Genomic DNA, 21,836 nt, shown 5'->3' on the forward strand with positions numbered 1-21,836 from the left:
ATGCGAATGACCAGTGTCCCATATCTCGACCCTCTCGCCGCGACGACCGCCTGAGATATGCGAATGACCGGTGTCCCATATCTCCCGCCGCCAATCCCCGGTCCTGCTCCACGGCCCGGTCACGGATGGCGATTCAAGCATCACAAAGGATCTGGCATCTCATCCTTGCCGGGCCGATGCCGGCACGCTTTTTCTCCCAGCGTGCTCTTTCTCCCAGCGTGCTCTTTCTCAGTGTCGAAAACAGCCTTGCAGGAGCGCTGCACTCGATGCGCTAGTCGCAGGCGAGGTGCAGCTTCTGCGCGATCCACGCCGAGACGAGGCACATGCCGGCGACCAGCAGCATCATGTCCTCGGGCGAGACTCCGAGCCAGATCAGGAACAGCACGGTGAACGCGCCGACCGTCATCGCACCGGAATTAACGACATTGTTCGCCGCGACGGTGCGTGCGGTCTGGTCCTTGGTCACCGTCGTGGTGAGGAAGGCATAGAGCGGCACGACGAACATGCCGCCGGTGATCGCGATCGCGAGCAGCGACAGGATCACCGGGATCGAGCGTGGCTGGCTGATGAATTCCACCACGCCGTAGAGATGACCGTCGGCCGCCGGCACCCAGGAGCGGGCGAGCAGCGAGAAGACCACGACAAAGCCGCCCATCGCGATGACCGAAACGGGGGAGTATTTCGCCGAAATCTTGCCCTTCAGCATCGAGTTGATGATCACCGATCCGATCGCGACGCCGACCGAGAAGATCGCGATCACCATGCTGGCGACGCGTTCGTCGGCAGTCAGCACATTCTTCACCAGCGGTGGGAAGACGATGATCAGCACCGAGCCGATCGTCCAGAAGAAGGAGATCGCGCAGATCGCCAGGAACAGGCGTGGGATGTGCATCGTCGCTGCGATCAGCCGCCACGAGGCGGTGAAGGGGTTGTAATTGAGCTTGAGCACCGCGCCCTCGCGCGGCGCAGGCGGCACTTGCCGCCCCGAGAACCAGCCGATCAGCGCGACCACCAGCACGGTCACCGCCGCGCCCTCGGCCGAGATCCAGCCGGCAACGACGGTGCCCATCAGGATGGCGAGATAGGTGCCGGCTTCGACCAGGCCGGTGCCGCCAAGCACTTCCTCGGGTTTCAGATGCTGCGGCAGGATCGCGTATTTGATCGGCCCGAAAAAGGTCGAATGAATGCCCAGGCCGAACACCGCCGTGAGCATCATGAACATGCCGATGCCGGTATGGCCGGCCTTGGCGACGAGAAGCCCTGCGGCGCCGAGCAGCATGATCAGGATTTCCGCCGTTTTCACGATGCGGATGATCTTCGCCTTGTCGGTCGTGTCGGCGAGCTGGCCGGACAGTGCGGAGAGCAGGAAGAAGGAAATGATGCTGAGGCCGGTGGCCAGCGCGTTGAAGTTCGATTCGGTCGCCGGGTCATTGAAGATTTGGTAGGTCGCAAACAGGACCATCGAGGTCTTGAACAGATTGTCGTTGAACGCCCCGAGGAACTGGGTGGTGAACAGAGGCAGAAAACGGCGCTCTTTCAGCAACCCGAGCGCAGTGAGCATGGTCAAATCCGGCCCTGTTAGTGATTGGGGTTAGTGATTGGGTTTGTGGCGAAACAGTGTCGCGACATAGACGAGGCGGTGGCGGAGCGGCAACCGCTTATCATTGACGCCTATCCCTGACGCATATCCGTGCCATTCCGTTCCATCCCGGACTTCCGCCATGGGGTTTCCCGGGGCCGTAGGCAGGTCTAGAGCAATGCGATGCTGACGTTGCCCAACCTGCTCACCTTGTCGCGAATCGTCGCGGTGCCGTTGCTGGCATGGTTCCTGTGGTGGCCGGGCTGGCCGGCCGGCTATCTCGCCGGGTTCGTGCTGTATTGCCTGATGGGCGTGACCGATTATTTCGACGGCTATCTGGCCCGTGCGCAAGGCACCGTTTCAAAGCTCGGCGTGTTCCTCGATCCGATCGCCGACAAGATCATGGTCGCGGCGGTCATCCTGCTGCTGGTCAGCACGCGCGATACCAGCCCGGCGGTGATCACCGGTATTCACCAGATCGCCGCGCTGGTCATTCTGCTGCGCGAGATCGCGGTGTCGGGCCTGCGCGAATTCCTCGCGCAGTTACAGGTGTCGGTGCCGGTGTCGCAGCTCGCCAAATGGAAGACGACGCTGCAACTCGTCTCGCTCGGGGGACTGATTCTCGGCGGCGGCCTGCCCGATTGGCCCTGGGTGCAGGATGTCAGCCTTGCCGCCCTGTGGGGCGCCGCGGCGCTGACCCTGGTGACCGGCTGGGATTATCTGCGCGTCGGCCTGAAGCATATGGATTGAGCCGTGGTGATCGAAATGCTGTATTTCGCCTGGGTGCGCGAGGCGATCGGCGTCGGGCAGGAACGGGTCGATCCGCCGGAGTCGGTTGCCACGGTCGCGCAGCTGATCGACTGGCTTGCCGGCCGCAGTGAGGGGCATTCCGGCGCCTTCGCGGATCGAGGCCGCTTGCGAGCGGCAGTGGATCAGGTCTTCGTGGCGCTCGATGCACCGCTCGGCACACCGCGCGAAGTGGCGATCTTTCCGCCGGTGACCGGCGGATGATCCGCGCCGCCGTCCAGACCGACCCGATCGATCTCGCGCAGGAACTGACGGCGATCGAGGTGACGGGGGCAGGGGGCATCGCGACCTTCACCGGACTGGTCCGCGCCGATGACGGCGTCAGCGCCTTGGAACTTGAACATTATCCGGGGGCGACCGATGCCGCGTTGCTGGCGCTGGCCGAGCGGGCCGCACAGCGCTGGTCGCTACTTGCGGTCACGGTACTCCACCGTGTCGGCGTGATGCATCCGGGCGATCGGATCGTCTTTGTCGGCGTCGCCGCTGCGCATCGTGCGCCTGCGCTGGAGGCGTGCGCCTTCCTGATCGACCGGCTGAAGACCGATGCCCCGTTCTGGAAACGGGAAAGCCGCGGGGCCGTCGCAAGCTGGGTCGAACCGCGCGGCAGCGACGAAGACGCTGCCGCGCGGTGGAGGGAACCGGGCTGACTCAGTTCAGCTTGGGCAGGACCACACCGTTGACGACATGGACGACCCCGTTCGACTGACGGACATCGGGGACTTCGATATAGCTCTTGTTGCCGTTGACATCGATCAGCGCCACTGCCTGGCCTTCCTTGGCAACGGTCAGCGGTTCGCCTTCGACCGTCTTCAGCACCACCTTGCCGCCGCCGGCGTCGATCTGTGCCAGCAATTGCGCGCCGGTGATCGTGCCGGGCACGACATGATAGGTCAGGACCTTCACCAGAGTCGCCTTGTTCTCCGGCTTGAGCAGCGTGTCTACCGTGCCCGGGGCGAGGCGACTGAACGCATCATTGGTCGGTGCGAAGACAGTGAACGGACCCGGGCCCGACAATGTCGCGGCCAGGTCGGCCGCCTTTACAGCGGAGACGAGAGTGCTCAGATTGGGTGCGGCGGAGGCGTTGTCGACGATCGTCTTGGCGGCATCCATCGCCGCGCCGCCGACCGCCGGATTAGCCGGTTGTGCCGCTGTCGCTGCCGGCGCAGCGGGTGCCGCCTGGGCCGGGGCTGCCGTATCCTGCAACGGGGCGGCGGTAGCGGTCATGGCGGTCATTGAAAGTGCGCCGGCAAGCGCCGCCAAAGGAAATTTGGCAAAGGAATTCATCTGTCTCTCCAACCTGTAAAACCGTGTCGTGCCGGGTCCGGCACGCGGCAAATGTACGATTCAGCACACAAATGGGTTCCGCCGTCCGTCGCGCGGTCCGCTCAGTGCACCTCGGCAAGCACGCGCGCGAGCAGGTGGAAATCCTTCTCTCGCGGGCTTGCTCGTCGCCAGACCAAGGCGATCTGGCGCGACGGATTTTCAGCCTCCAGCGCTCGGGCTGTCAAGCCGGTATGATCCAGAATGCCGGCCTTCAGCGCCATTTCGGGCAGCATCGTCACGCCCAGGCCATTGTCGACCATCTGCACGATGGTGTGCAGCGACGTACCCAGCATCGTCGCTTCGGCGCGCAGCTCGGGGCGATTGCACGCGGCGAGCGCATGATCTTTCAGGCAATGCCCGTCCTCGAGCAGCAACAGCCGGGTTTCGTCGATATCCGCGGCACGGATGGTGAGTGACGAACTGCCGAGCTCGGACTCGGGGCCGGCGACGAACAGCCGGTCGTCGAACAGGAATTCGCTCGACACTTCGCCACACGCATAGGGAAGGGCGAGCAACACGCAGTCGGTACGGCCATGGTGCAGGCCTTCGCAGGCGGCACCGCTGGGTTCCTCGCGCAGAAACAGTTTCAGGTCGGGATAATCGCGGCGCAGGCGCGGCAAGATGCGCGGAAGCATGAACGGCGCGATCGTCGGGATGACGCTCATGCGCATCTCCCCTGACAAGGGTCGCCCCGCGGCGCGGGCGAGGTCGCCCAGCTCCTCCGCCTCGCGCAGCACACGACGCGCCTTGTCGGCGATTCGATCGCCGAGCGGGGTGAAGCGCACGACGCGGCGGGTGCGCTCGACCAGGACGACGCCGATCAATGTCTCGAGTTCGCGGATGCCGGCCGACAAGGTCGATTGGGTCACGAAACAGGCTTCGGCGGCCCGCCCGAAATGGCCATGATCCTGTAAGGCAACGAGATATTGAAGCTGTTTCAGCGTCGGGAGGTAGGTGGCCATTAATTGCCTCAATCGATCAAGGCGACCAGAATAACCTGCTTGATCGATTAAAAGCCAGCGCTTATGTGCAGCGCAGCGAAGAGGGCGGCCAACGTCCCGGCGCGAGGATGTCCGAACGGCCGACCCATTTCCTTGAGGAGGCCATCAATGCTCACCATCGGCGACACGCTCCCCGATTTCACCGTTCCCGTCCAGCAGGGCGTGGATGCCCTTCCGGCTGGCGAGACGCTCAGCCAGGACAGCTTTCCCGGTAAGTGGAAGGTGCTGTTCTACTGGCCGAAGGATTTCACTTTCGTGTGCCCGACCGAGATCGTCGGCTATGCCAATCTCAAGGACGATTTCGCCGATCGTGACGCCGTATTGATCGGCGCCTCGACCGATACCGCGCATGTCCATCTCGCCTGGCGCAAGTCGGATCCCGATCTGGCGGCTGCCGATTTCCCATGGATCGCCGACAATGGTGCAGTGCTCGCCTCGGCACTCGGCATTCTCGACAAGAATGAGCATGTCGCGTTCCGTGCGACCTTCATCATCGATCCGGACAATGTGATCCAGGCAGTGCAGGTCAACGGCCTGAACGTCGGCCGCAACCCCGCCGAGACGCTGCGCGTGCTCGACGCGCTGCAGACCGACGAACTGTGCCCATGCAACTGGAACAAGGGCGACGACGTCCTGAAGCTGGCCGCTTAAGCACCATCGCGTTTGAAGGGCGCGGGGCCGTGCGGCCTCGCGCCCTTTGTTTTGACTGGAGACACCCATGTCGCTCAAGGATTTCGCGGGCACTCTGCCCGATTTCGCCAAGGACATCCGCCTGAATGTCGGCTCGCTGCTCAATGAACAGCATCTGCCCGACCAGCAGAAATTCGGCCTGTTGCTCGCCTGCGCGCATGCCACCGGCTACAAGCCGCTGGTCGATGTGACCGAGGCTGAGACTGCCGGCAAACTCTCGCCCGAGGCGGCCAACGCGGCGCGCGCGGCGGCGGCGGTGATGGCGATGAACAATGTCTATTACCGTTTCACCCATCTCGCCGGTAATGACGAATATCAGCGCATGCCGGCCAAGCTGCGCATGAACGTGATCGGTCAGCCGGGGATCGACAAGGTCGATTTCGAGCTGTTCAGCCTCGCCGTATCGGCGATGAACGGCTGCGGCATGTGCATCGACAGCCATGAGCAGGTGCTGAAAAAAGCCGGCGCGTCGGCCGAAGCGATCCAGACGGCGGTACGTATCGGTGCGGTGCTGAAGGCCGTCGCCACGGTCCATGCTGCGGTGAATTGACCCTGCTACGTTCTTGCTGAGCTTGTCGAAGCCCGTCGCAAAGAAGAGCGGCCCTTCGACAAGCTAAGAGCGAACGGATCCTGTTTGGCGCCCGGCGTTCTTGTTCAGACCAAAGCCCGGTAAAGATTGAACAGGCTGGTGAGCGTCAGGATGACGCCGACCAGGAACATCAGCGTCTTCGCCGGGACTCGCTTGGCGAGCATCGCCCCGAACGGCGCCGCGATCACGCCGCCGATGAGCAGGCCGACTGTCGCGAGGGTGAAGGCCTCAAGGCCCAATTGAGTGATGAACGTCGCCGAGATCGTCGCAGTCAGGAAGAATTCGGCGGTATTGACCGTGCCGACGGTCATCCGCGGGCTCGCGCCCTGTACGAGCAGGTTGGAGGTCACGACCGGACCCCAGCCGCCGCCGCCCGCCGCATCGAGAAAGCCACCGATCAGCCCAAGCGGCTCGACGATCTTCGGCTCGCGCTCGCGCGGCGGGTAGCGCATCGCGCGGAACAGCAGATACAGGCCGATACCGGTCAGATAGACCAGGATGAACGGTTTGGCGGTGCTCGCGTCGATGTTCGACAGGACATAGGCACCGAGAATGCCGCCGATCACGCCCGGGATCATCAGCCGGAAGAACAGTTTCCAGTTCACATTGCGATGGATCGCATGGCTGATGCCGGAGACAGCGGTCGTAAAGGTCTCGACCGTATGCACTCCGGCCGACGCGGCGGCCGGCGGCACGCCGAGAAACAGCAGCAGCGAATTCGAGATCACGCCGAACGCCATGCCCAGTGCGCCATCCACCATCTGTGCCGCAAAGCCGATCGCGATGAAGGGGAGGATTGTCTCGATGGTTTCGACTGAAAGAAACGAACTCAATGCAATCCCCCAAGGCTATTATGCGCCAAGCCTGAATGATCGAGATCGCGCACCGCTGGAAATCCTACAAGCAAGATAGGGTTTGTCGGCAGAAAGTTACGATGGTCCGGTCCTTTAATTCGTCGGATTGAACGACTAGATATGGCCCCGCGACTAAGGGGACGCAATGATGGGAAGTCTGATCGCCTATCTCGATTCGATCAAGGCGCGCGACCCCGCACCGCGGTCGCGGCTTGAGATCATGACCTATCCCGGCGTCTGGGCGCTCGGGTATCACCGTATCGCGCACCGGCTGTTCAAGGCGCGGCTTTATTTTCTGGCGCGCGTGGTCAATCATTTCTCGCGCTTCCTGACCGCGATCGACATTCATCCAGGCGCGACGATCGGGCGCAATTTCTTCATCGACCATGGTTTCGTGGTGATCGGCGAGACCGCGGAGATCGGCGACAACGTCACGATCTACCAATGCGTCACGCTTGGTGGGACCAGTCCCGACAATGGTATCCAGGGCAAACGGCATCCGACTCTGTCGGACGGGGTGATCATTGGATCGGGCGCGCAGGTGCTCGGGCCGATTATCGTCGGCAAGGGCGCCAGGATCGGCGCCAATGCAGTGGTCACGCGCGAGGTGCCCGAAGGCGCGGTGATGGTCGGCATCCCGGCACGCGCGACGATGGTCGAGGGCGGGCAGAAGCAGAGCGGCTTCCTGGCTTATGGAACGCCGTGCAGCGACATGTTCGATCCGGCGACGCAGAAGGTCGAGCTGCTGCGCTGCGAACTGGAGACGATGCGCAAGCGGCTCGATGCGTTGCTTGCCGAACATGAAAGCGTGGGGAGAGAGCGCGACCGTGCCTGACCGTTCCGTGCCGGAGGCTTGATGGGAATCGTCACACCCTTTCCCGCGCCGCAGCGTCCCGCCACGCAAGTGGGGTTCGAACGCGCCGAACTGACCCGCATTCTCGATCTTTATGGCCGCATGGTCTCGGCCGGGCACTGGCGCGACTATGCGATGGATCTCGGACGCGACGCCGCGGTCTTCGCTGCCTTCCGCCGCGCCGCCGAACGACCCGAATTCCGCATCGAGAAACGCCCCGCGTTGCGCAACCGGCAGGGGATGTGGGCACTGATCAACGAGGCCGGCATGGTGTTGAAGCGCGGGCATGAACTGCCAGCGGTCCTGGCACCGGTCGAACGCCGCTTGATGAAGCTGGTGGCGGATTAGGAACATGGGCGATGCCCAGCGGTAGTTATTGGTGGATAGCTGACTCGCCGCTCAGGGCTCACTGACTCGAAGAGCTGGGTGGTTGAAGATCGTAACGTCGGTGATCTCGGAGGTAATCTCCATGTCGGCGCGCAATCGCCCCTTGGCGATCGGCAGGTCCCGTTGATTACGGTCCGAGACCACAAAGAAGCCAGCAGCGCCCAAAATCGGCTGAAGCGGAGTTCCCAGAGAAGGGGCGCGCATGAAGCTACCGATATAGGTCGCTTGCCCGCTGCGGAGGTGAAAACGGAACGCCGTAGTGTGGGTCGGCGACCACTCGTAGGTCGCGACGCCGGGTAAGGACCCGTAAAATTCAAAATCGCCAACCTCATAGGTGCCCGGTGGCAGGCACCGAACCACGACGTGACCGGATTCATCGCCGGTGAAGTCGGGGTTCTTGACTTTCAGATAGAAGGCACCGCCGACTTTGGGCTTGATCTCTCCCTTCCAATCATTGACCGCTGATCCGTCTAACGTCGTTACCCGCCTGTAGGGAAACGTGAAGTGCATTCCGATCTTGATGGTCCCGACGGAATAGATCAGGCACCCTGCGTCGTTACCATCGTATTCGTTCGCCTTCTTCGCTCCGATCGCAGGCGAACCGAATAGCAAAAGGGAAAACAGGACAATCCTCGCCGTGAACATGCGCATCTCCCTGTGCTGCGATGCACGCCCTTGTTGTTCGCTGGAATGATGCCGTGCTTACGCAGTGGCCGCAACTGGGTCGTTAGCTGTCGTCACGGCAATGAGTTGCAAGCAATATAACCGCCAAAGAAAACCCCGGCAGCCTTGCGGCGCCGGGGCAGGGGTCCGTTCGAACGGATCGCTTGCTATGGTCAGGCCGGCACCAGTGTCGCGACCGGCGGCAAACGGCCGCCAAGGCCGCCCAATACACCCACCACGGTCCGGCGCATCGTGTGCCAGAAGGCCGAGAGCATCAGCAGGGCAGAACCGATCACCAGTGCGGCGATTGCGGCGCTGAGTTCGACCGCGCCCGCGCTGTTGATGATCGCGTACATCGCATAGAGGACATAGACGAGGCTGGAGACGAGCAGGGCGCGGCGGTCGATCGCCAGCGCGACGAACGAGAAGACGAGATAGAGGCCGAGCACAATCACTGCGGTGCCCATGCCGATATCATTGCCGAAGATGCCGAGCATCTGGAACACCGGATGTGCGATCATTGGTGCGGCGGCGAGATGCAGCCAGAAGGCGACATCGGCACGGCGTGTGCGGCGCTCGGTGTCCGACATGTCCCACCACATCGCCAGCGCGAACACGGCGAGCCCGCCGACCAGGACGATCGCATAGACCGCATTCTCGGTGGTTGGCACTGCGGCGATGACCAGGCCGGTGGCGGTCGCAACCAATGCCGCGGCACCCGCCGCAATGGTGATCGGCACCATGAAGCGGCGCCAGTGCAGCCATGCGGCGCCAGCGGCGATCAGTGCGATCCCCGCGCCGATCGCTGCATTGGTCTGCTCCGACAGGTTGGGATCGATCTGGATCATTGCGCCGACCAGTGTCGCGGCAACGCCGCCGACAAAGGCCAGCAGCAATAGGATGCTGGGCAACGCCATGCGACGCTTGCGCGTGAAATATTCGGCAAGCAGCCACGATGCCGCCGCGACGCCGGCGCCGGCCAGCGGCTTGGCGATCGCCTCGCCAATCTGTGCGATCGCGACCAGCAGCAAGGCGATCGCGATGGATACGAAAATGTCGTTGAAACCGGTCAGGAGCCGGAACGACTCCTCATCGACCGCCGGCGCGGCGCGGTTGGCGGCAATATGGTTGCGCAACGCGCCGGCGGCATCGGGGGTGATGACCCCCGCCGCCACTGCGCCGTCGATGTCGCTCTCGCTGTACATGACAATCCTCCCTGTTCCTGCCGGAAGAATAGCATGGGTGTGTTGGTAAAACAATACACCAAGACGGTCAGGCTTTGACGGTCGCCAGCGCTTCCTCATAGGTGCCGAGTTCGCGATCGATCAGCGCCGTATCCATATATTCGATCAGTTCGATCATCTGGCCGCCGGCAAAGCGGCAGATGTAGCAATATTGATTATTGTACCGGCCGCCGCGCCGCGTGCGTACGTCGCCCTGAACCTCCACCATGACCAGATCGCCCTCGGCGATCATGCGTGTGGCGTGGCTGCGATACTGGCCATCGAACTGGGCGAAGAGTGGCCGGAACAGGTCGCGGCGCACCGTGTCGAGGCCTTCCCAGCGCCGCGACCAACTCGACGAGCCGGTCGCCTGCCAAGCGAAATCGGGGTGCAGCGCATCGCCGAATGCGCTGCGATCCCCCTCTGCCATGGCGTTGAAGATCCGTTTGACGATGGCCTTGTTGGCGTCGGTGCTCATGAAAATGCTCCTTGTTGCGTCGGAGCCGTTTGTGGATCACGTGGATGGATAACAAAAATGCATATAGATGATTCATATCATGCCAAAAGCTGATTTACGGCGTTACGACCTTAATCAACTGGTCGTGCTCCGCGCGCTGCTCGAGACCGCCAATGTCACTCAGGCCGGCGCGCAGGTGGGGCTTTCTCAACCGGGCATGAGCCGCGCGCTCGCCCGGCTGCGCGTCGACTTCGGCGACCCTCTGCTGATCCGGTCCGGGCCTGCGATGCGCCGAACGCCACGTGGTGAGGCATTGCGCGACACGATAGAGGAATTTCTCGACAGCGCCGCTGCGCTCTATCGGCCTGAAGCCTTTATACCCGGAGAGGCGGAGCGCGTGTTTCGTGCCGCCATGCCCGATGTGGTGGCGACCACCCTGTTGCCGCCGCTGATTGAAATCCTCGCAACCGAAGCGCCGCATTGCCGGCTGGAGATTATCGGCTGGCCGGGCCTTGCGCCGGCACGCGGTGGCGAAATCGACTTCGCCATTTCGACCGAACCGCAGGTCTATCACGGCTTTCGCATGCGCAGCCTGTATCAGGATCGCGATCTGCTGATCCATCGCGCCGATCGGCCGCGCAACGATGCCGCCGATGACATGGCGGCAATGCTGGGCCTGCCGCATGCCGCGGTGATCCCGGCGGCGCTGACGGAGGATCCGGTCGAACCCTGGCTGCGCAGCATGGGTCTCGCGCGGCGTATCGCGGCGACGGTGCCGACCTATCTTCAGGCGGCCCACCTCGTGTCGCGCAGCGAACTGGTCGCGATCGTCCCGTCGCGTTTCGCAGCGACGGTGGCCGGGCCCTTTGGCCTGGTCATCACGCCATTGCCGATCGACCAGCCGGCCGATCAGCAATGGCTGCTTTACCCCGCGCGGCTCGAGACCGATCCGGCATCGATATGGCTGCGCGGGGTGGTCATGCGCCTGGCGCGATGATGACGCTCAGCCGCCCTGCAACTTGCGCATGATCGACAGCGACTGCTCGGCGCCCGATTGCGGGGTCAGTTCACCTGTGCGGTCGGTGATTTCGGCCCAATGCGCCGCGATTCCTTCGGCCGACAATTCGTCGCCGGTCAGCAGCTTGCCCTGGGTCAGCGTGACATAGGCGGCCTGGAACACGCCCGCGCCCGCGCCGACGATCATGTTGGTCGGCGCGTCTTCGGACACGAGATAGATGGCGGCCGGTGCGACCTTTTCGGGTGCGAAGGCGGCGAACGCTTCGGCCGGGAACAGGTCCTCGGTCATGCGCGTGCCCGCAGTCGGGGCGATCGTATTGACCTTGATATTATTCTTGGCGCCCTCGATCGCGAGCGTCTTGGTCAGGCCGGCCAAGCCGAGCTTGGCCGCGCCGTAATTGGCCTGGCCGAAATTGCCGTACAGTCCGGTTGATGACGCGGTCATCAGGATGCGGCCGTAATTCTGCTCGCGCATCGTTTCCCACACCGCCTTGGTGCACATCGCCGAGCCGTTGAGATGCACATCGACGACGAATTTGAAATCGGCCGGCTCCATCTTGGCGAAGCTCTTGTCGCGCAGCACGCCGGCATTGTTGATCAGGACATGGATGCCGCCCCATTTCTCTTTCGTCTTGGCGACGAGCTCGACCATATGCTCATATTCGGTGACGCTGCCACCGTCCGACATTGCTTCGCCGCCGGCTGCCTTGATCTCTTCGACGACCTTCAACGCAGCGTCGGAATGGCCGGTGCCATCGCGCGACCCACCCAGATCGTTGACGACCACCTTTGCGCCGCGGCGGGCGAGTTCGAGGGCATAGGTACGGCCAAGGCCGCCGCCTGCGCCGGTGACGATGGCAACGCGGTTATCGAAGCGAATGGTCATGCAAAAAGCTCCTGGAAAACGTTCGCGCGCTTCCTAGGACAAGTTTCCGTTTAGGGAAAGCCATACGGGCGCACGTTTGTGACGTGCGCCCGCATTGCGGGTTCAGCGGCCGCCGCGCTGGATGCAATTGTCGGTCTGGCCGCGTTTGCATACCGGATATTTGGCCAGTGGCGGCGGGGCCGGATAGGCCTGATCGGGCGTCGGCGCCTGGCGAAACACCACCGTCGCGCCGGGCTGTACCGGACCGCTCAGCGCAGGGCCCGTCGGACCATAGCCACCGGTGGTCTCGGCCGGGGACGGCTCGGCCGCTGCGGCCGGCTGTGCGGGGGCGTCCTGCGCCACCGCGGGGGCTGCGATAAACGCGGCGGCGGCCAATAGGATCAGCTTCATCAAGGGTCTCCTGATAGCATTGCGCCGAACATGGCGCGGGACCCAAACGCGCATCTTTCCTATTGGCTCCAGAATATCGTCACGCTCGCGAATCGAGTGCGTATTCCGCTGATCTTGCGGTGCGGACGATGCCGACACGCTTCCGGTGCGCTGGCGGTCGACCCGGACAGTCATCTGGTCGAAAAAGCCCGCCCCTCTCTGGTGCATTCCCCGAGATTGGCACACAGAGCCGCGGTTCCATGATCGATCGTTGGAGCTCTGCCAGGGAAGTCGAAACACGAATGCAGAAATTGAGGAGTCCGCAGCGGAGAGCGGGAAAGCGTTATATGGTCTTGGGACTTGTCCTGCTTGTGGGCGTTGGTGGGGCGCTCGCCTTGAGTAGTATGGGGCCGGGCACCACCGAGAAACGGGCGACGACCGCCAGGAGCGCGTTGTCGATCGACCTGGTGCCCTACGACCAGCCATCGCGGGTCGATTATCGGCGATTGAATGAGCGGATCCTCACGCTCATGCAGCAGCCTGACATGGTCGGCCTGGCGGTCGGCATGGTCGAACGCGGGCAGGTCCGATTCGTTCGCGGTTATGGTGAGACGCTTGCGGGGACGGGCGATCGCGTTACGCCCGATACCGTGTTCCGCTGGGCGTCGCTTTCCAAGGGCGTGGCCTCCGCATTGGTCACCAAACTCGCCGCGGATGGCCGGCTCTCGCTCGACGCGCCGCTCGCGACCATGGGTACGACTCTCACGCTGCCTGGCGATATCCGCCGCGCGACCGTGGCTGATCTGCTCTCACACCGCCTTGGTCTGGTCCGCAATGCCTGGGACGACCGGCTGGAAGCGGGGGAGGACCCGAAGCTGATCCGTAGTCAGCTCGGCACGCTCCCGCCTTATTGCCTGCCGGGAACCTGTTACACCTACCAGAATATCGCTTTCGACGCTGCGTCCGAGATTGTGGAGCGAGTCACGCGGCAGAACTATGGATCGGTCGCTCGCGCGCAGCTCTTCGTGCCGCTCGGCATGACCAACGCAAGCGTCGGCCGTGCCGGGCTGGAAAGCGCGGCGAGCTGGGCGCGACCCCACCATCTGGCCAGGACGCCCGCGACGGTGACCGATATCTATTATCGCGTGCCGGCAGCGGGCGGCGTCAATTCGTCGATCAACGATCTCACGCGCTGGATGCGTGCGCAAATGGGCGACGCGCCGAGCGTGCTGTCGCCCGCAATGCTCGACACCATGCACCGCCCCAGGGTGCCGACACCGCCGCACGGTCCGCGCGGCGCAATGGATCGCGCGCTGACCCATGCCTCCTATGGTCTGGCGTGGCGCAGTTTCACCTATGCCGGCCACTCCCTGGTCGGTCACCGCGGGTCGGTGGACGGTTATGGCTCGCTCATTTTGTTCGATCCGGCGGACCGAAGCGGCATCGTGATGCTGTGGAACAGCAACCGGGCCACAGCAGCGCGGCTGCAGCTCGAATTCTTCGACATGCTGTACGGCCTGCCGCCGACCGACTGGCTCGATCTCAAGGCGCTCGCGGAGCCGGATAAGGCGCTTGCCGGTGCCCCAGCTCGATCAGCTGGCGCGCGAGGGAGATAAGCGCGCAGGGGTTTTTGAAGATGTACGGAAGGGGCATCTTGGCGGTGCCGGCCCTTCTCCTCCTCCCCGCCATCCCTTCAGGATATGCCATGAATGGCCGGGAGGGGGAGCGGGCTGGCGCCGCTTTAAAATTCGCTCATCTGCGAATTCTCAAAAAATCCTCACGCGCCCGAATCGAGCGCGTATCCGGCGGATCGCACGGTGCGGATAATATCGGCGCGTCCGCCATCGTTGATCGCCTTGCGCAACCGGCGGATATGTACGTCGACGGTGCGCGATTCGATGTCGGAGTCATGCCCCCACACAGCATCGAGCAGACGCTCGCGGGAGAAGACCCAGCCGGGATGCTCAAGGAAATGCTTGAGCAGTCGGAACTCCGTCGGTCCGAGCGGGATGACGTCGCCCGACCGCCGGACCTTGTGTCCGACCGTATCCATTTCGATGTCGGCATAGGTCAGCTGTTCGCCCGCCAGTGCCGGCCGCACCCGGCGCAGCACCGCGCCGACGCGCGCGACGAGTTCGCGCGGGGAGAAGGGCTTGGTGACATAATCGTCCGCACCGGTTTCGAGGCCGCGGACGCGATCTTCCTCTTCACCGCGCGCGGTGAGCATGATGATCGGCACATTCGCGGTTTCCGGCATGCGGCGCAGGCGGCGGCATACTTCGATCCCGGACAGGCCTTCGACCATCCAGTCGAGCAGCACGATATCCGGCGTCGCTTCCTTGGCGAGCAGCAAGGCTTCCTCGCCATCGGGTGTGTGCGTGATTTCGAAATCCTCACGCTTGAAATGCCAGACGAGCAATTCGGCGAGGGCGGCATCGTCCTCGACCAGCAGCATACGGGCGCGCGCCATCATCAAACTCCTTCGCTGGCGGTCAGCGAACCACGGTCGCGCTCGGCCATATGTTCGCCGGTCGCGGCATAATAGACCATCTCTGCGACATTGGTCGCATGGTCGCCGACACGTTCCAGATTCTTGGCAATGAACAAGAGTTGTGCGACCTGACCGATCGTCTTGGGGTTCTCCATCATATGTGTGACGAGCACCCGGAACAGGCTGTTGTAGAAATCGTCGACCGCGCGGTCGCGGTCGCACACTTCGACTGCCGCCTGGGCATCGCGCGCGGCAAAGGCGTCGAGTACGTCATGCACCATCGCCTTGGCGAGATTGGCCATGGCGGGCATGATCGACAGCGGTTCGATCTCGCTATGGGCGTCGATATCGGGAACGCGCTTGGCGATGTTCTTGGCATAGTCGCCGATCCGCTCGATCACCCCGGCGATCTTCAATGCGGCGACCACTTCGCGCAGATCGTCGGCCATCGGCGCGCGCAGCGCGATGATGCGCACCGCGAGCTGCTCGACCTCCATCTCGATCGCGTCGATCTGCTTGTCGCCCGCGATCACCCTGGTGGCGGCGTCAAGATCGTGACGCTGCAGCGCATCCATCGCCGCGCCGATCGCCTGCTCGGCCAGACCGCCCATCTGCGCGATCAGGCCGCGCAGTTCGCCGATATCGTCGTCGAAAGCCTTTACCGTATGGTCACTCACAATCTTGATCCCAATGCTCAGCTGCAATGATTAGTCCGCAATGACTACCCATAACGGCCGGTGATATAATCCTTGGTCCGCTCCTGGCGCGGATTGGTGAAGATGTCGGAGGTCGCACCATATTCCACCAGGGTGCCGAGATGGAAGAAAGCGGTCTTTTGCGAAACGCGTGCGGCCTGCTGCATGTTGTGCGTGACGATCACGATCGCATAGCGGCCGCGCAGTTCGTGGATCAGCTCCTCGATCTTGGCAGTGGCGATCGGGTCGAGCGCCGAGCAGGGCTCGTCCATCAGGATCACCTCGGGATCGACCGCGATGGCGCGAGCGATGCACAACCGCTGCTGCTGGCCGCCCGACAGGGCAGTGCCGCTTTCGCTCAGCCGGTCCTTGACCTCGTCCCACAGCCCGGCACGGCGCAGCGATTGTTCGACGATCCCGTCGAGATTGGCCTTGCTGCCGGCCAGGCCGTGGATGCGCGGGCCGTAAGCGACATTTTCGTAGATCGACTTGGGAAACGGATTGGGTTTCTGGAACACCATGCCGACCCGCGCGCGCAACTGCACCACGTCCATCGACGATGCATAGATATCCTCGCCGTCCAGCCGGATATCGCCCTCGACCCGGGCACTGGCGACGGTGTCGTTCATCCGGTTCAGGGTGCGCAGGAAGGTTGACTTGCCGCAACCCGACGGACCGATGAATGCCGTGACATTGTCCTGGTCGACGTCGATCGACACGTCGTTGATCGCCTGTTTCGCGCCGTAAAAGACGTTCACGTTGCGGGCGGTGATCTTCAAAATTTGTTCGGTCATCACCAGCGGGTCTCGAATTTGTTGCGAAGATAGATGGCCAGCCCGTTCATCGCGAGCAGGAAGACGAGCAGCACGATGATTGCCGCGCTCGTTTTTTCGATAAAGCCGCGATTGACCTGGTCTGACCACAGGAAGATCTGCACGGGTAATACGGTCGCCGGATCGGTCAGGCGTTCGGGCGGCGACACCATGAAGGCGCGCATGCCGATCATCAGCAGCGGTGCGGTCTCGCCCAGCGCGCGCGCCATGCCGATGATCGTGCCGGTCAGGATGCCGGGCAAGGCAAGCGGCAGGACGTGATGGAATACGACCTGGATCGGGCTTGCGCCGACCGCCAGCGCCGCATCGCGGATCGATGGCGGCACCGACTTGATCGCATTCCGGCCGGCAATGACGATCACCGGCATGGTCATCAGCGCGAGCGTCAGCCCGCCGACCAAAGCCGCCGAGCGCGGCAGGTTGAACGTGCCGAGGAACACTGCAAGGCCAAGCAGGCCGAAGATGATCGACGGCACAGCGGCCAGGTTGTTGATCGACACCTCGATCAGGTCGGTCCAGCGATTGCGCGGCGCATATTCCTCGAGATACAGCGCCGATAGCACGCCGATCGGGAAGGCGAGCAGCAGGGTCACGATCATCGTGAACAACGAGCCTTTCAGCGCGCCCCAGATGCCGACCATGGTCGGGTCGGTCGAATCCGAATTGGTCAGGAACCACGGGTTGAACCCGGTGGTGATGACACCGCGCTGGCCGAGTTCGGCGACCTGCCGCTCTGCCTCGGCCGATCCGCGGCCCTTGGCGGCGCTGTCGATCGCCGCTGAAGCAGGAACCGAGACGATGCTGCGCGTCTTGAGCAACGCGGGATCGGCCTTCACTGCATCCCGTACGCGCAGCCAGGCGCCATCGGATAATAATGCGTCGCCCTTTGGCCCGAACGCGGCGATCGCGGCGGCATCGGTCGCCCGCTCAAGCCCCGCCGCCGCCAGCGCGATATCGGCGCCCCCTCCCTGTGCCGGGCCGTGCAGTTGCGCCGGATCGAGGGTCAGCCCGGCACGCGGGAAATCGATCGGCAGCTTGAGCTCTGTCTGGGTAAAGCCGCTTGCGCCGTTGAGGAACATCGTCACGAGCAGAAAGGCGAGGAACCCGGCCGAAATGACCACCGCGCTCAATCCCATAAAGCGGAAGCGGCGTTCGGCGGCATAGCGTCGGCGGATACGGCGCTGCATCGCGTCGGTCCGCCAGTCGGTCGGGGCGCGATCCGGCACCACTCCGGAGGGGGATGCGGCGACGTTATTCATAAGCTTCCCGATACCGTTTCACGACGGTCAGCGCGATGATGTTGAGTAATAGCGTGACGACGAACAGCGTCAGGCCGAGCGCAAAGGCGGCGAGCGTCTTGGGGCTGTCGAACTCGGCCTCGCCAGTTAGCAGGTCGACGATCTGCTTGGTCACGGTGGTCGCGCTGCCGAACGGATTGAGCGACAGGGTGGCGACGCCCGACGCGGCCATCACCACGATCATCGTCTCGCCGATCGCCCGCGAAATTGCGAGCAGCACGCCGCCGACCACGCCAGGCAGTGCGGCGGGCAGCATCACCTTGCGGATTGTCTCGGATGGCGTTGCGCCCATTGCCAGGCTGCCGTCACGCATCGAGGCGGGGACGGCGGCGATCGAGTCATCGGCCATCGACGACACGAACGGGATGATCATCACGCCCATCACCAGCCCGGCGGCGAGCGCGCTTTCCGAGCTGGCCCAGGTCACACCGATCGACACGGCCAGGTCGCGAACGGCAGGCGCAACGGTCAGCGCGGCGAAATAGCCGTAAACTACGGTCGGCACACCCGCGAGAATCTCGAGGATCGGCTTCATCCAGCGGCGCACGCGTGGGGCGGCATATTGCGTCAGGTAGATCGCGCTCATCAGCCCGAACGGGATCGCGACGATCATCGCGATCACCGCGCCGATGAAGAAGGTGCCCCAGAACAAAGGCACCGCGCCGAGCGCGCTGCCCGGATCGTTCGCTGGAATGACCTGCGGGCTCCAATGGGTACCGAACAGGAAATCGCCGATCGGCACGATCTTGAAGAAGCGCCAGGATTCGAACAGTAGCGAGGCGACGATGCCGACCGTGGTCAGGATCGCGATCAGCGAGGCGGCAAGCAGCACGAGCATGACCACGCGTTCGACTCGCGTGCGCGCCCGGAAATCGGGCTTGATCCGCAGATAGGCCCAGGCGCCGGTGGCAAAGGCGAGCAGCAGCGCGGCCGCCGTACCGATCCAGTCATAGCGCGACTGCGCGGCGGCATAGGCCGGTGCCAGCTGTTGCGCGATCGGGTTGAACGATCCGAAAGTGCGGCCATTGGCGATGTTGCGTGCCTCCGACAGCACTGCCGCGCGCTCGAACCCCGGCGGTGGCAATTGCGCGGCGGCAGGCGCAGTCAGCACTGTGTCGGTGACCAGCGCGGGCGATACCGACGACCAAACCGCCACGAACAGCAGCGCCGGCAACAGCGTCCACAGCGCGACATAGGTGCCGTGATGCGAGGGCAGTGAGCTGAACCGCGCACTGCTGTCGCGGCGGAAACCGACCGCGCGAACGCGTGCGGTCAGCCAGCCGATCAGGCCAAGTCCGGCAATGAGGAATAGAAGGGCGAGCGTGGACAACGCGGCGTTCTCGTAACGGAGGAGGCGCGCCGGTCACGACCGGCGCGCAAGGAGCGTTATTTCAACTGGCTCGGGTCGAGCAGCGTCGATGCCTTGACGATCGCGGCCGAGCTGGTCCGCACGCCTTCCGGCGACGCGATCAGGCCCTTGGCGGTCAGCGGGCCGCCCGGATTCCACGCCGCGACATAGGCATCGAGGAATTTCTGAAGGCCCGGGATGGCCGCGAGATGTGCCTTCTTGACGTAGATGAACAAGGGTCGCGACCCCGGATATTTGTTCTGCGCGATCGTCTCATAGGTCGGCTCGATGCCGTTCAGCGGCACGCCGTTGAGATGGTCGATATTCTCCTCGAGATAGGAATAGCCGAAAATGCCGATCGCATTGGGATTCGACTGCAGCTTCTGGACGATCAGATTGTCGTTCTCGCCGGCGTCGATATAGGCGCCGTCCTCGCGGATGCGGTTGCACGCGGCGGCATAGGCATCCTTGTCGCTGTCCTTCAGCCCCTTGACGCTTGGCGTCACCTCGGCACACCCCTTGTCGAGGATCAGCTCGGTCAGCGCGTCGCGCGTGCCGCTGGTCGAGGGCGGGCCGTACACCTGGATCGGGATTGCGGGCAGCGCCGGATTGACGTCCTTCCAGGTCTTGTAGGCGTTGGGCTTGCCCGCCGGATTGGCCGCGAGCGCCTTGTACAGATCGGCCGGGCTCAACTGCAGCTTCGGCCCGTTCTTGCCCTCGGCAAAGGCGATTCCGTCGAGGCCGACCTGAATCTCGATGATGTCGGTCACGCCATTGGTCTTGCAACCGGTATATTCCGACGCCTTCATGCGGCGCGATGCGGCTTCGATATCGGGATGCGCCGCGCCGACGCCGGCGCAGAACAGTTTCATGCCGGCGCCCGTGCCGGTCGATTCGATCACCGGCGCCTTCATGCCCGGGTTCTTGTTGACGAACTGTTCGGCGACGATCGTCGTGAACGGATAGACGGTCGATGATCCGACTGCCTTGATTTGGTCGCGCGAGCCCGCGCCGCCGCCATTGGCCTGATCCTGACATGCCGCGAGCGCGAGCGCGGGAAACGGCGATAAGCGCGATGTTCTTCAGCATGGGACCCCTCTGGTGACACGATGTCGGGCGGCGCCGGTTCGACTCGCCGCGTTTGCGCCTAGCACTGCGATGATCGCTGCTGTGTGACACTTGCGTTACCGTTTGATGACAGCGTCCCCGTGCGCGGGCAGCAGGATGGTCACCGTGGTGCCCTTGCCAACCGTGCTGGCGATGTCGAGCCGGCCGCGATGTCGCTCGACGATATGCTTGACGATCGCCAGGCCAAGGCCAGTGCCGCCAGCCGCGCGGCTGCGGCCGGGATCGACGCGATAGAAGCGTTCGGTAAGGCGTGGGATATGTTCGGGGGCGACGCCCTCGCCCTGATCAGTCACGCTGATTCGCACCATATTGGTCTGGTCGCGCCAGAGCCGGACTGAAACCGGCGCACCGGCGCGGCCATATTTGGTCGCATTGCCGATCAGATTGTGCAGCACCTGGCTCAGCTGTGCCTGGTCGCCCGCGACCGGCGGCACGTCCGGCTCGATATCGGCGACGATCTCGCCTGCCGATTTGTCCCGCGCGCGCTCCATTTCAGTGCGCACTTCGCCGATCAGCGCCCCAAGATCGACTGCGATATCGGGCAGGCGGTATTTTTCCGCCTCGATCCGGCTCAGCGAGATGAGGTCCTCGACCAGCCGCTGCATCCGCCGCGCTTCATCGAACATGATTTGCAGGAAGCGGTTTCGCACGGCGGGGTCGGCGCCCGCCTTTTCGTCGGCCAGCGTCTCGATATAGCCCAGGATCGAGGCGAGCGGGGTGCGAAGTTCGTGGCTGGCATTGGCGACGAAATCGACCCGCATGCGTTCCGCGGCATAATTGCCGGTCTGGTCGATCAGATGAACGATGCGCTGCCCGCTGGAGGCGCGGCCAATGCGCATTTCCCAGCGCTGGTCGAGCGTACCCAGACCGACCAGATCGATCGGTCGCGATGAATGGCCGGCCAGAGGATTGGCCAGCCGCTCCGCTGCGGCGGGGTGGCGGATGGCGAGGCGGACGTCTTCACCGATGATATGCCCACCGAGCAACGCGCGTGCTGCGGCGTTGGCATGGCTGACCCGGCCATCTGCGACGATCAGCACCGGCTCGATGATCGCTTCCATCACCTCGCTCAGGTCGGGCGCAGCGGGACCGGAGGGCACTGGGGCCGGGATCGGTGGATCCGCCGCGCTATCACCGGTGCCGGCCGCCGCCAGGACTGCGGCAACCCCGCTAACCAGGGTGATCAAGGTGGTCTGCGCATCATGCCCGAGCAGATAGACGGCGGCAGCGGCGAGCAGGACGATGCCAATCGCGGTGACCGTGCGGGGACCAAAACCAGTGAACATTACAGGGCCTGTAGCGCAATCGTGCTTAACCCGGATAGGCCCGCTTGCCAGTGTTTCAC

24 protein-coding genes and 1 pseudogene are annotated in these 21,836 nt (G+C 63.7%); 9 read left to right on the forward strand and 16 right to left on the reverse strand.

The window, feature by feature from the left end; translation table 11 throughout:
* Positions 1 to 271: 271 nt before the first annotated feature.
* Positions 272 to 1,561, reverse strand: coding sequence for an MFS transporter (locus H3Z74_RS03855; RefSeq protein WP_187762676.1), 1,290 nt, complete (start codon positions 1,559 to 1,561; stop codon positions 272 to 274).
* Between the two features lie 201 nt (positions 1,562 to 1,762).
* Here H3Z74_RS03855 and pgsA point away from each other — a divergent pair, with 201 nt between their 5' ends.
* The 3 genes from pgsA to H3Z74_RS03870 are packed head-to-tail and all read left to right on the forward strand — an operon-like array spanning position 1,763 to position 3,033.
* Positions 1,763 to 2,329 carry a CDP-diacylglycerol--glycerol-3-phosphate 3-phosphatidyltransferase gene (gene pgsA / locus H3Z74_RS03860; RefSeq protein WP_187762677.1) on the forward strand — a complete coding sequence of 189 codons (567 nt, stop codon included), beginning with the start codon at positions 1,763 to 1,765 and terminating at the stop codon, positions 2,327 to 2,329.
* A gap of 3 nt (positions 2,330 to 2,332) precedes the next feature.
* Positions 2,333 to 2,590 (forward strand): molybdopterin converting factor subunit 1, encoded by a 258-nt coding sequence (moaD, locus tag H3Z74_RS03865; protein ID WP_187762678.1) that lies wholly within the window; start codon positions 2,333 to 2,335, stop codon positions 2,588 to 2,590.
* On the forward strand, positions 2,587 to 3,033 hold the full coding sequence (locus H3Z74_RS03870) for a molybdenum cofactor biosynthesis protein MoaE (RefSeq protein ID WP_187762679.1): 447 nt from the start codon (positions 2,587 to 2,589) through the stop codon (positions 3,031 to 3,033). The genes moaD and H3Z74_RS03870 overlap by 4 nt, the downstream gene beginning before the upstream one ends.
* Position 3,034: 1 nt before the next feature.
* Here the strand turns inward: H3Z74_RS03870 and H3Z74_RS03875 are convergent, their stop codons facing one another.
* Together H3Z74_RS03875 and H3Z74_RS03880 are read right to left on the reverse strand one after the other, a co-directional pair.
* Positions 3,035 to 3,610, reverse strand: coding sequence for a fasciclin domain-containing protein (locus H3Z74_RS03875; protein ID WP_187764149.1), 576 nt, complete (start codon positions 3,608 to 3,610; stop codon positions 3,035 to 3,037).
* Between the two features lie 161 nt (positions 3,611 to 3,771).
* Complete coding sequence (locus tag H3Z74_RS03880; RefSeq protein WP_187762680.1) at positions 3,772 to 4,671, reverse strand: hydrogen peroxide-inducible genes activator; 900 nt, start codon at positions 4,669 to 4,671, stop codon at positions 3,772 to 3,774.
* Between the two features lie 147 nt (positions 4,672 to 4,818).
* Between H3Z74_RS03880 and H3Z74_RS03885 the strand changes: the two genes are divergently transcribed.
* Together H3Z74_RS03885 and H3Z74_RS03890 are read left to right on the forward strand one after the other, a co-directional pair.
* Positions 4,819 to 5,361 (forward strand): peroxiredoxin, encoded by a 543-nt coding sequence (locus tag H3Z74_RS03885; RefSeq protein WP_187762681.1) that lies wholly within the window; start codon positions 4,819 to 4,821, stop codon positions 5,359 to 5,361.
* Positions 5,362 to 5,428: 67 nt separating this feature from the next.
* Complete coding sequence (locus H3Z74_RS03890; protein ID WP_187762682.1) at positions 5,429 to 5,950, forward strand: carboxymuconolactone decarboxylase family protein; 522 nt, start codon at positions 5,429 to 5,431, stop codon at positions 5,948 to 5,950.
* Between the two features lie 104 nt (positions 5,951 to 6,054).
* On the opposite strand, the gene H3Z74_RS03895 is transcribed toward H3Z74_RS03890, so the two are convergent.
* Positions 6,055 to 6,822, reverse strand: a complete 768-nt coding sequence (locus H3Z74_RS03895; protein ID WP_229726865.1) for a sulfite exporter TauE/SafE family protein — start codon at positions 6,820 to 6,822, stop codon at positions 6,055 to 6,057.
* Positions 6,823 to 6,988: 166 nt separating this feature from the next.
* Here H3Z74_RS03895 and epsC point away from each other — a divergent pair, with 166 nt between their 5' ends.
* Both epsC and H3Z74_RS03905 read left to right on the forward strand, forming a co-directional pair.
* Positions 6,989 to 7,678, forward strand: coding sequence for a serine O-acetyltransferase EpsC (epsC, locus tag H3Z74_RS03900; protein WP_187762683.1), 690 nt, complete (start codon positions 6,989 to 6,991; stop codon positions 7,676 to 7,678).
* Between the two features lie 21 nt (positions 7,679 to 7,699).
* Entirely contained in the window at positions 7,700 to 8,044 is a 345-nt protein-coding gene (locus H3Z74_RS03905; protein ID WP_187762684.1) for a DUF2794 domain-containing protein, read from the forward strand.
* Between the two features lie 51 nt (positions 8,045 to 8,095).
* On the opposite strand, the gene H3Z74_RS03910 is transcribed toward H3Z74_RS03905, so the two are convergent.
* The 3 genes from H3Z74_RS03910 to H3Z74_RS03920 all read right to left on the reverse strand — a co-directional run bounded on the left by H3Z74_RS03910 (position 8,096) and on the right by H3Z74_RS03920 (position 10,447).
* Positions 8,096 to 8,728 (reverse strand): hypothetical protein, encoded by a 633-nt coding sequence (locus tag H3Z74_RS03910; protein ID WP_187762685.1) that lies wholly within the window; start codon positions 8,726 to 8,728, stop codon positions 8,096 to 8,098.
* Between the two features lie 191 nt (positions 8,729 to 8,919).
* Positions 8,920 to 9,951: a hypothetical protein gene (locus H3Z74_RS03915; RefSeq protein ID WP_187762686.1), complete on the reverse strand. Its 1,032-nt coding sequence runs from the start codon at positions 9,949 to 9,951 to the stop codon at positions 8,920 to 8,922.
* 67 nt (positions 9,952 to 10,018) lie between these two features.
* Complete coding sequence (locus H3Z74_RS03920; protein ID WP_187762687.1) at positions 10,019 to 10,447, reverse strand: nuclear transport factor 2 family protein; 429 nt, start codon at positions 10,445 to 10,447, stop codon at positions 10,019 to 10,021.
* A gap of 79 nt (positions 10,448 to 10,526) precedes the next feature.
* Here H3Z74_RS03920 and H3Z74_RS03925 point away from each other — a divergent pair, with 79 nt between their 5' ends.
* Complete coding sequence (locus tag H3Z74_RS03925) at positions 10,527 to 11,423, forward strand: LysR family transcriptional regulator (protein ID WP_187762688.1); 897 nt, start codon at positions 10,527 to 10,529, stop codon at positions 11,421 to 11,423.
* Between the two features lie 6 nt (positions 11,424 to 11,429).
* Here H3Z74_RS03925 and H3Z74_RS03930 read toward each other — a convergent pair whose 3' ends face one another.
* Positions 11,430 to 12,329, reverse strand: a complete 900-nt coding sequence (locus tag H3Z74_RS03930) for an SDR family NAD(P)-dependent oxidoreductase (protein WP_187762689.1) — start codon at positions 12,327 to 12,329, stop codon at positions 11,430 to 11,432.
* Positions 12,330 to 12,431: 102 nt separating this feature from the next.
* On the reverse strand, positions 12,432 to 12,719 hold the full coding sequence (locus H3Z74_RS03935) for a hypothetical protein (RefSeq protein ID WP_187762690.1): 288 nt from the start codon (positions 12,717 to 12,719) through the stop codon (positions 12,432 to 12,434).
* Positions 12,720 to 13,102: 383 nt separating this feature from the next.
* Here H3Z74_RS03935 and H3Z74_RS03940 point away from each other — a divergent pair, with 383 nt between their 5' ends.
* On the forward strand, positions 13,103 to 14,314 hold the full coding sequence (locus tag H3Z74_RS03940; protein WP_229727052.1) for a serine hydrolase domain-containing protein: 1,212 nt from the start codon (positions 13,103 to 13,105) through the stop codon (positions 14,312 to 14,314).
* Positions 14,315 to 14,475: 161 nt separating this feature from the next.
* On the opposite strand, the gene phoB is transcribed toward H3Z74_RS03940, so the two are convergent.
* The 7 genes and pseudogenes from phoB to H3Z74_RS03975 all read right to left on the reverse strand — a co-directional run bounded on the left by phoB (position 14,476) and on the right by H3Z74_RS03975 (position 21,777).
* On the reverse strand, positions 14,476 to 15,168 hold the full coding sequence (gene phoB / locus H3Z74_RS03945) for a phosphate regulon transcriptional regulator PhoB (RefSeq protein ID WP_034158672.1): 693 nt from the start codon (positions 15,166 to 15,168) through the stop codon (positions 14,476 to 14,478).
* Positions 15,169 to 15,170: 2 nt separating this feature from the next.
* Positions 15,171 to 15,866 (reverse strand): phosphate signaling complex protein PhoU, encoded by a 696-nt coding sequence (phoU, locus tag H3Z74_RS03950; protein WP_187762692.1) that lies wholly within the window; start codon positions 15,864 to 15,866, stop codon positions 15,171 to 15,173.
* A gap of 44 nt (positions 15,867 to 15,910) precedes the next feature.
* The gene (gene pstB, locus H3Z74_RS03955) at positions 15,911 to 16,678 is read right to left on the reverse strand and encodes a phosphate ABC transporter ATP-binding protein PstB (protein ID WP_187762693.1); all 768 of its coding nucleotides are present in this window, start codon (positions 16,676 to 16,678) and stop codon (positions 15,911 to 15,913) included.
* Positions 16,678 to 17,976 carry a phosphate ABC transporter permease PstA gene (gene pstA / locus H3Z74_RS03960; RefSeq protein ID WP_187762694.1) on the reverse strand — a complete coding sequence of 433 codons (1,299 nt, stop codon included), beginning with the start codon at positions 17,974 to 17,976 and terminating at the stop codon, positions 16,678 to 16,680. The genes pstB and pstA overlap by 1 nt, the downstream gene beginning before the upstream one ends.
* On the reverse strand, positions 17,969 to 19,345 hold the full coding sequence (gene pstC / locus H3Z74_RS03965; RefSeq protein ID WP_187762695.1) for a phosphate ABC transporter permease subunit PstC: 1,377 nt from the start codon (positions 19,343 to 19,345) through the stop codon (positions 17,969 to 17,971). The genes pstA and pstC overlap by 8 nt, the downstream gene beginning before the upstream one ends.
* A gap of 56 nt (positions 19,346 to 19,401) precedes the next feature.
* A pseudogene (locus H3Z74_RS03970) lies at positions 19,402 to 20,418 on the reverse strand (substrate-binding domain-containing protein); the annotation flags it as partial.
* Positions 20,419 to 20,547: 129 nt separating this feature from the next.
* Positions 20,548 to 21,777 carry an ATP-binding protein gene (locus H3Z74_RS03975; RefSeq protein ID WP_187762696.1) on the reverse strand — a complete coding sequence of 410 codons (1,230 nt, stop codon included), beginning with the start codon at positions 21,775 to 21,777 and terminating at the stop codon, positions 20,548 to 20,550.
* Between the last annotated feature and the right edge of the window lie 59 nt (positions 21,778 to 21,836).

This window comes from Sphingomonas alpina (assembly GCF_014490665.1).
Lineage (GTDB): Bacteria > Pseudomonadota > Alphaproteobacteria > Sphingomonadales > Sphingomonadaceae > Sphingomonas > Sphingomonas alpina.

What these genes read in the sequence shown, in the direction of transcription:
- H3Z74_RS03855 (WP_187762676.1), bottom strand. Translation starts at nt 1,561, where the DNA reads ATGCTCACTGCGCTCGGGTTGCTGAAAGAGCGCCGTTTTCTGCCTCTG.
- pgsA (WP_187762677.1), top strand. Translation starts at nt 1,763, where the DNA reads ATGCTGACGTTGCCCAACCTGCTCACCTTGTCGCGAATCGTCGCGGTG.
- H3Z74_RS03870 (WP_187762679.1), top strand. Translation starts at nt 2,587, where the DNA reads ATGATCCGCGCCGCCGTCCAGACCGACCCGATCGATCTCGCGCAGGAA.
- H3Z74_RS03875 (WP_187764149.1), bottom strand. Translation starts at nt 3,610, where the DNA reads ATGACCGCTACCGCCGCCCCGTTGCAGGATACGGCAGCCCCGGCCCAG.
- H3Z74_RS03880 (WP_187762680.1), bottom strand. Translation starts at nt 4,671, where the DNA reads ATGGCCACCTACCTCCCGACGCTGAAACAGCTTCAATATCTCGTTGCC.
- H3Z74_RS03885 (WP_187762681.1), top strand. Translation starts at nt 4,819, where the DNA reads ATGCTCACCATCGGCGACACGCTCCCCGATTTCACCGTTCCCGTCCAG.
- H3Z74_RS03890 (WP_187762682.1), top strand. Translation starts at nt 5,429, where the DNA reads ATGTCGCTCAAGGATTTCGCGGGCACTCTGCCCGATTTCGCCAAGGAC.
- epsC (WP_187762683.1), top strand. Translation starts at nt 6,989, where the DNA reads ATGATGGGAAGTCTGATCGCCTATCTCGATTCGATCAAGGCGCGCGAC.
- H3Z74_RS03905 (WP_187762684.1), top strand. Translation starts at nt 7,700, where the DNA reads ATGGGAATCGTCACACCCTTTCCCGCGCCGCAGCGTCCCGCCACGCAA.
- H3Z74_RS03910 (WP_187762685.1), bottom strand. Translation starts at nt 8,728, where the DNA reads ATGTTCACGGCGAGGATTGTCCTGTTTTCCCTTTTGCTATTCGGTTCG.
- H3Z74_RS03915 (WP_187762686.1), bottom strand. Translation starts at nt 9,951, where the DNA reads ATGTACAGCGAGAGCGACATCGACGGCGCAGTGGCGGCGGGGGTCATC.
- H3Z74_RS03920 (WP_187762687.1), bottom strand. Translation starts at nt 10,447, where the DNA reads ATGAGCACCGACGCCAACAAGGCCATCGTCAAACGGATCTTCAACGCC.
- H3Z74_RS03925 (WP_187762688.1), top strand. Translation starts at nt 10,527, where the DNA reads ATGCCAAAAGCTGATTTACGGCGTTACGACCTTAATCAACTGGTCGTG.
- H3Z74_RS03930 (WP_187762689.1), bottom strand. Translation starts at nt 12,329, where the DNA reads ATGACCATTCGCTTCGATAACCGCGTTGCCATCGTCACCGGCGCAGGC.
- H3Z74_RS03935 (WP_187762690.1), bottom strand. Translation starts at nt 12,719, where the DNA reads ATGAAGCTGATCCTATTGGCCGCCGCCGCGTTTATCGCAGCCCCCGCG.
- H3Z74_RS03940 (WP_229727052.1), top strand. Translation starts at nt 13,103, where the DNA reads ATGGGGCCGGGCACCACCGAGAAACGGGCGACGACCGCCAGGAGCGCG.
- phoB (WP_034158672.1), bottom strand. Translation starts at nt 15,168, where the DNA reads ATGGCGCGCGCCCGTATGCTGCTGGTCGAGGACGATGCCGCCCTCGCC.
- pstB (WP_187762693.1), bottom strand. Translation starts at nt 16,678, where the DNA reads ATGACCGAACAAATTTTGAAGATCACCGCCCGCAACGTGAACGTCTTT.
- pstA (WP_187762694.1), bottom strand. Translation starts at nt 17,976, where the DNA reads ATGAATAACGTCGCCGCATCCCCCTCCGGAGTGGTGCCGGATCGCGCC.
- H3Z74_RS03975 (WP_187762696.1), bottom strand. Translation starts at nt 21,777, where the DNA reads ATGTTCACTGGTTTTGGTCCCCGCACGGTCACCGCGATTGGCATCGTC.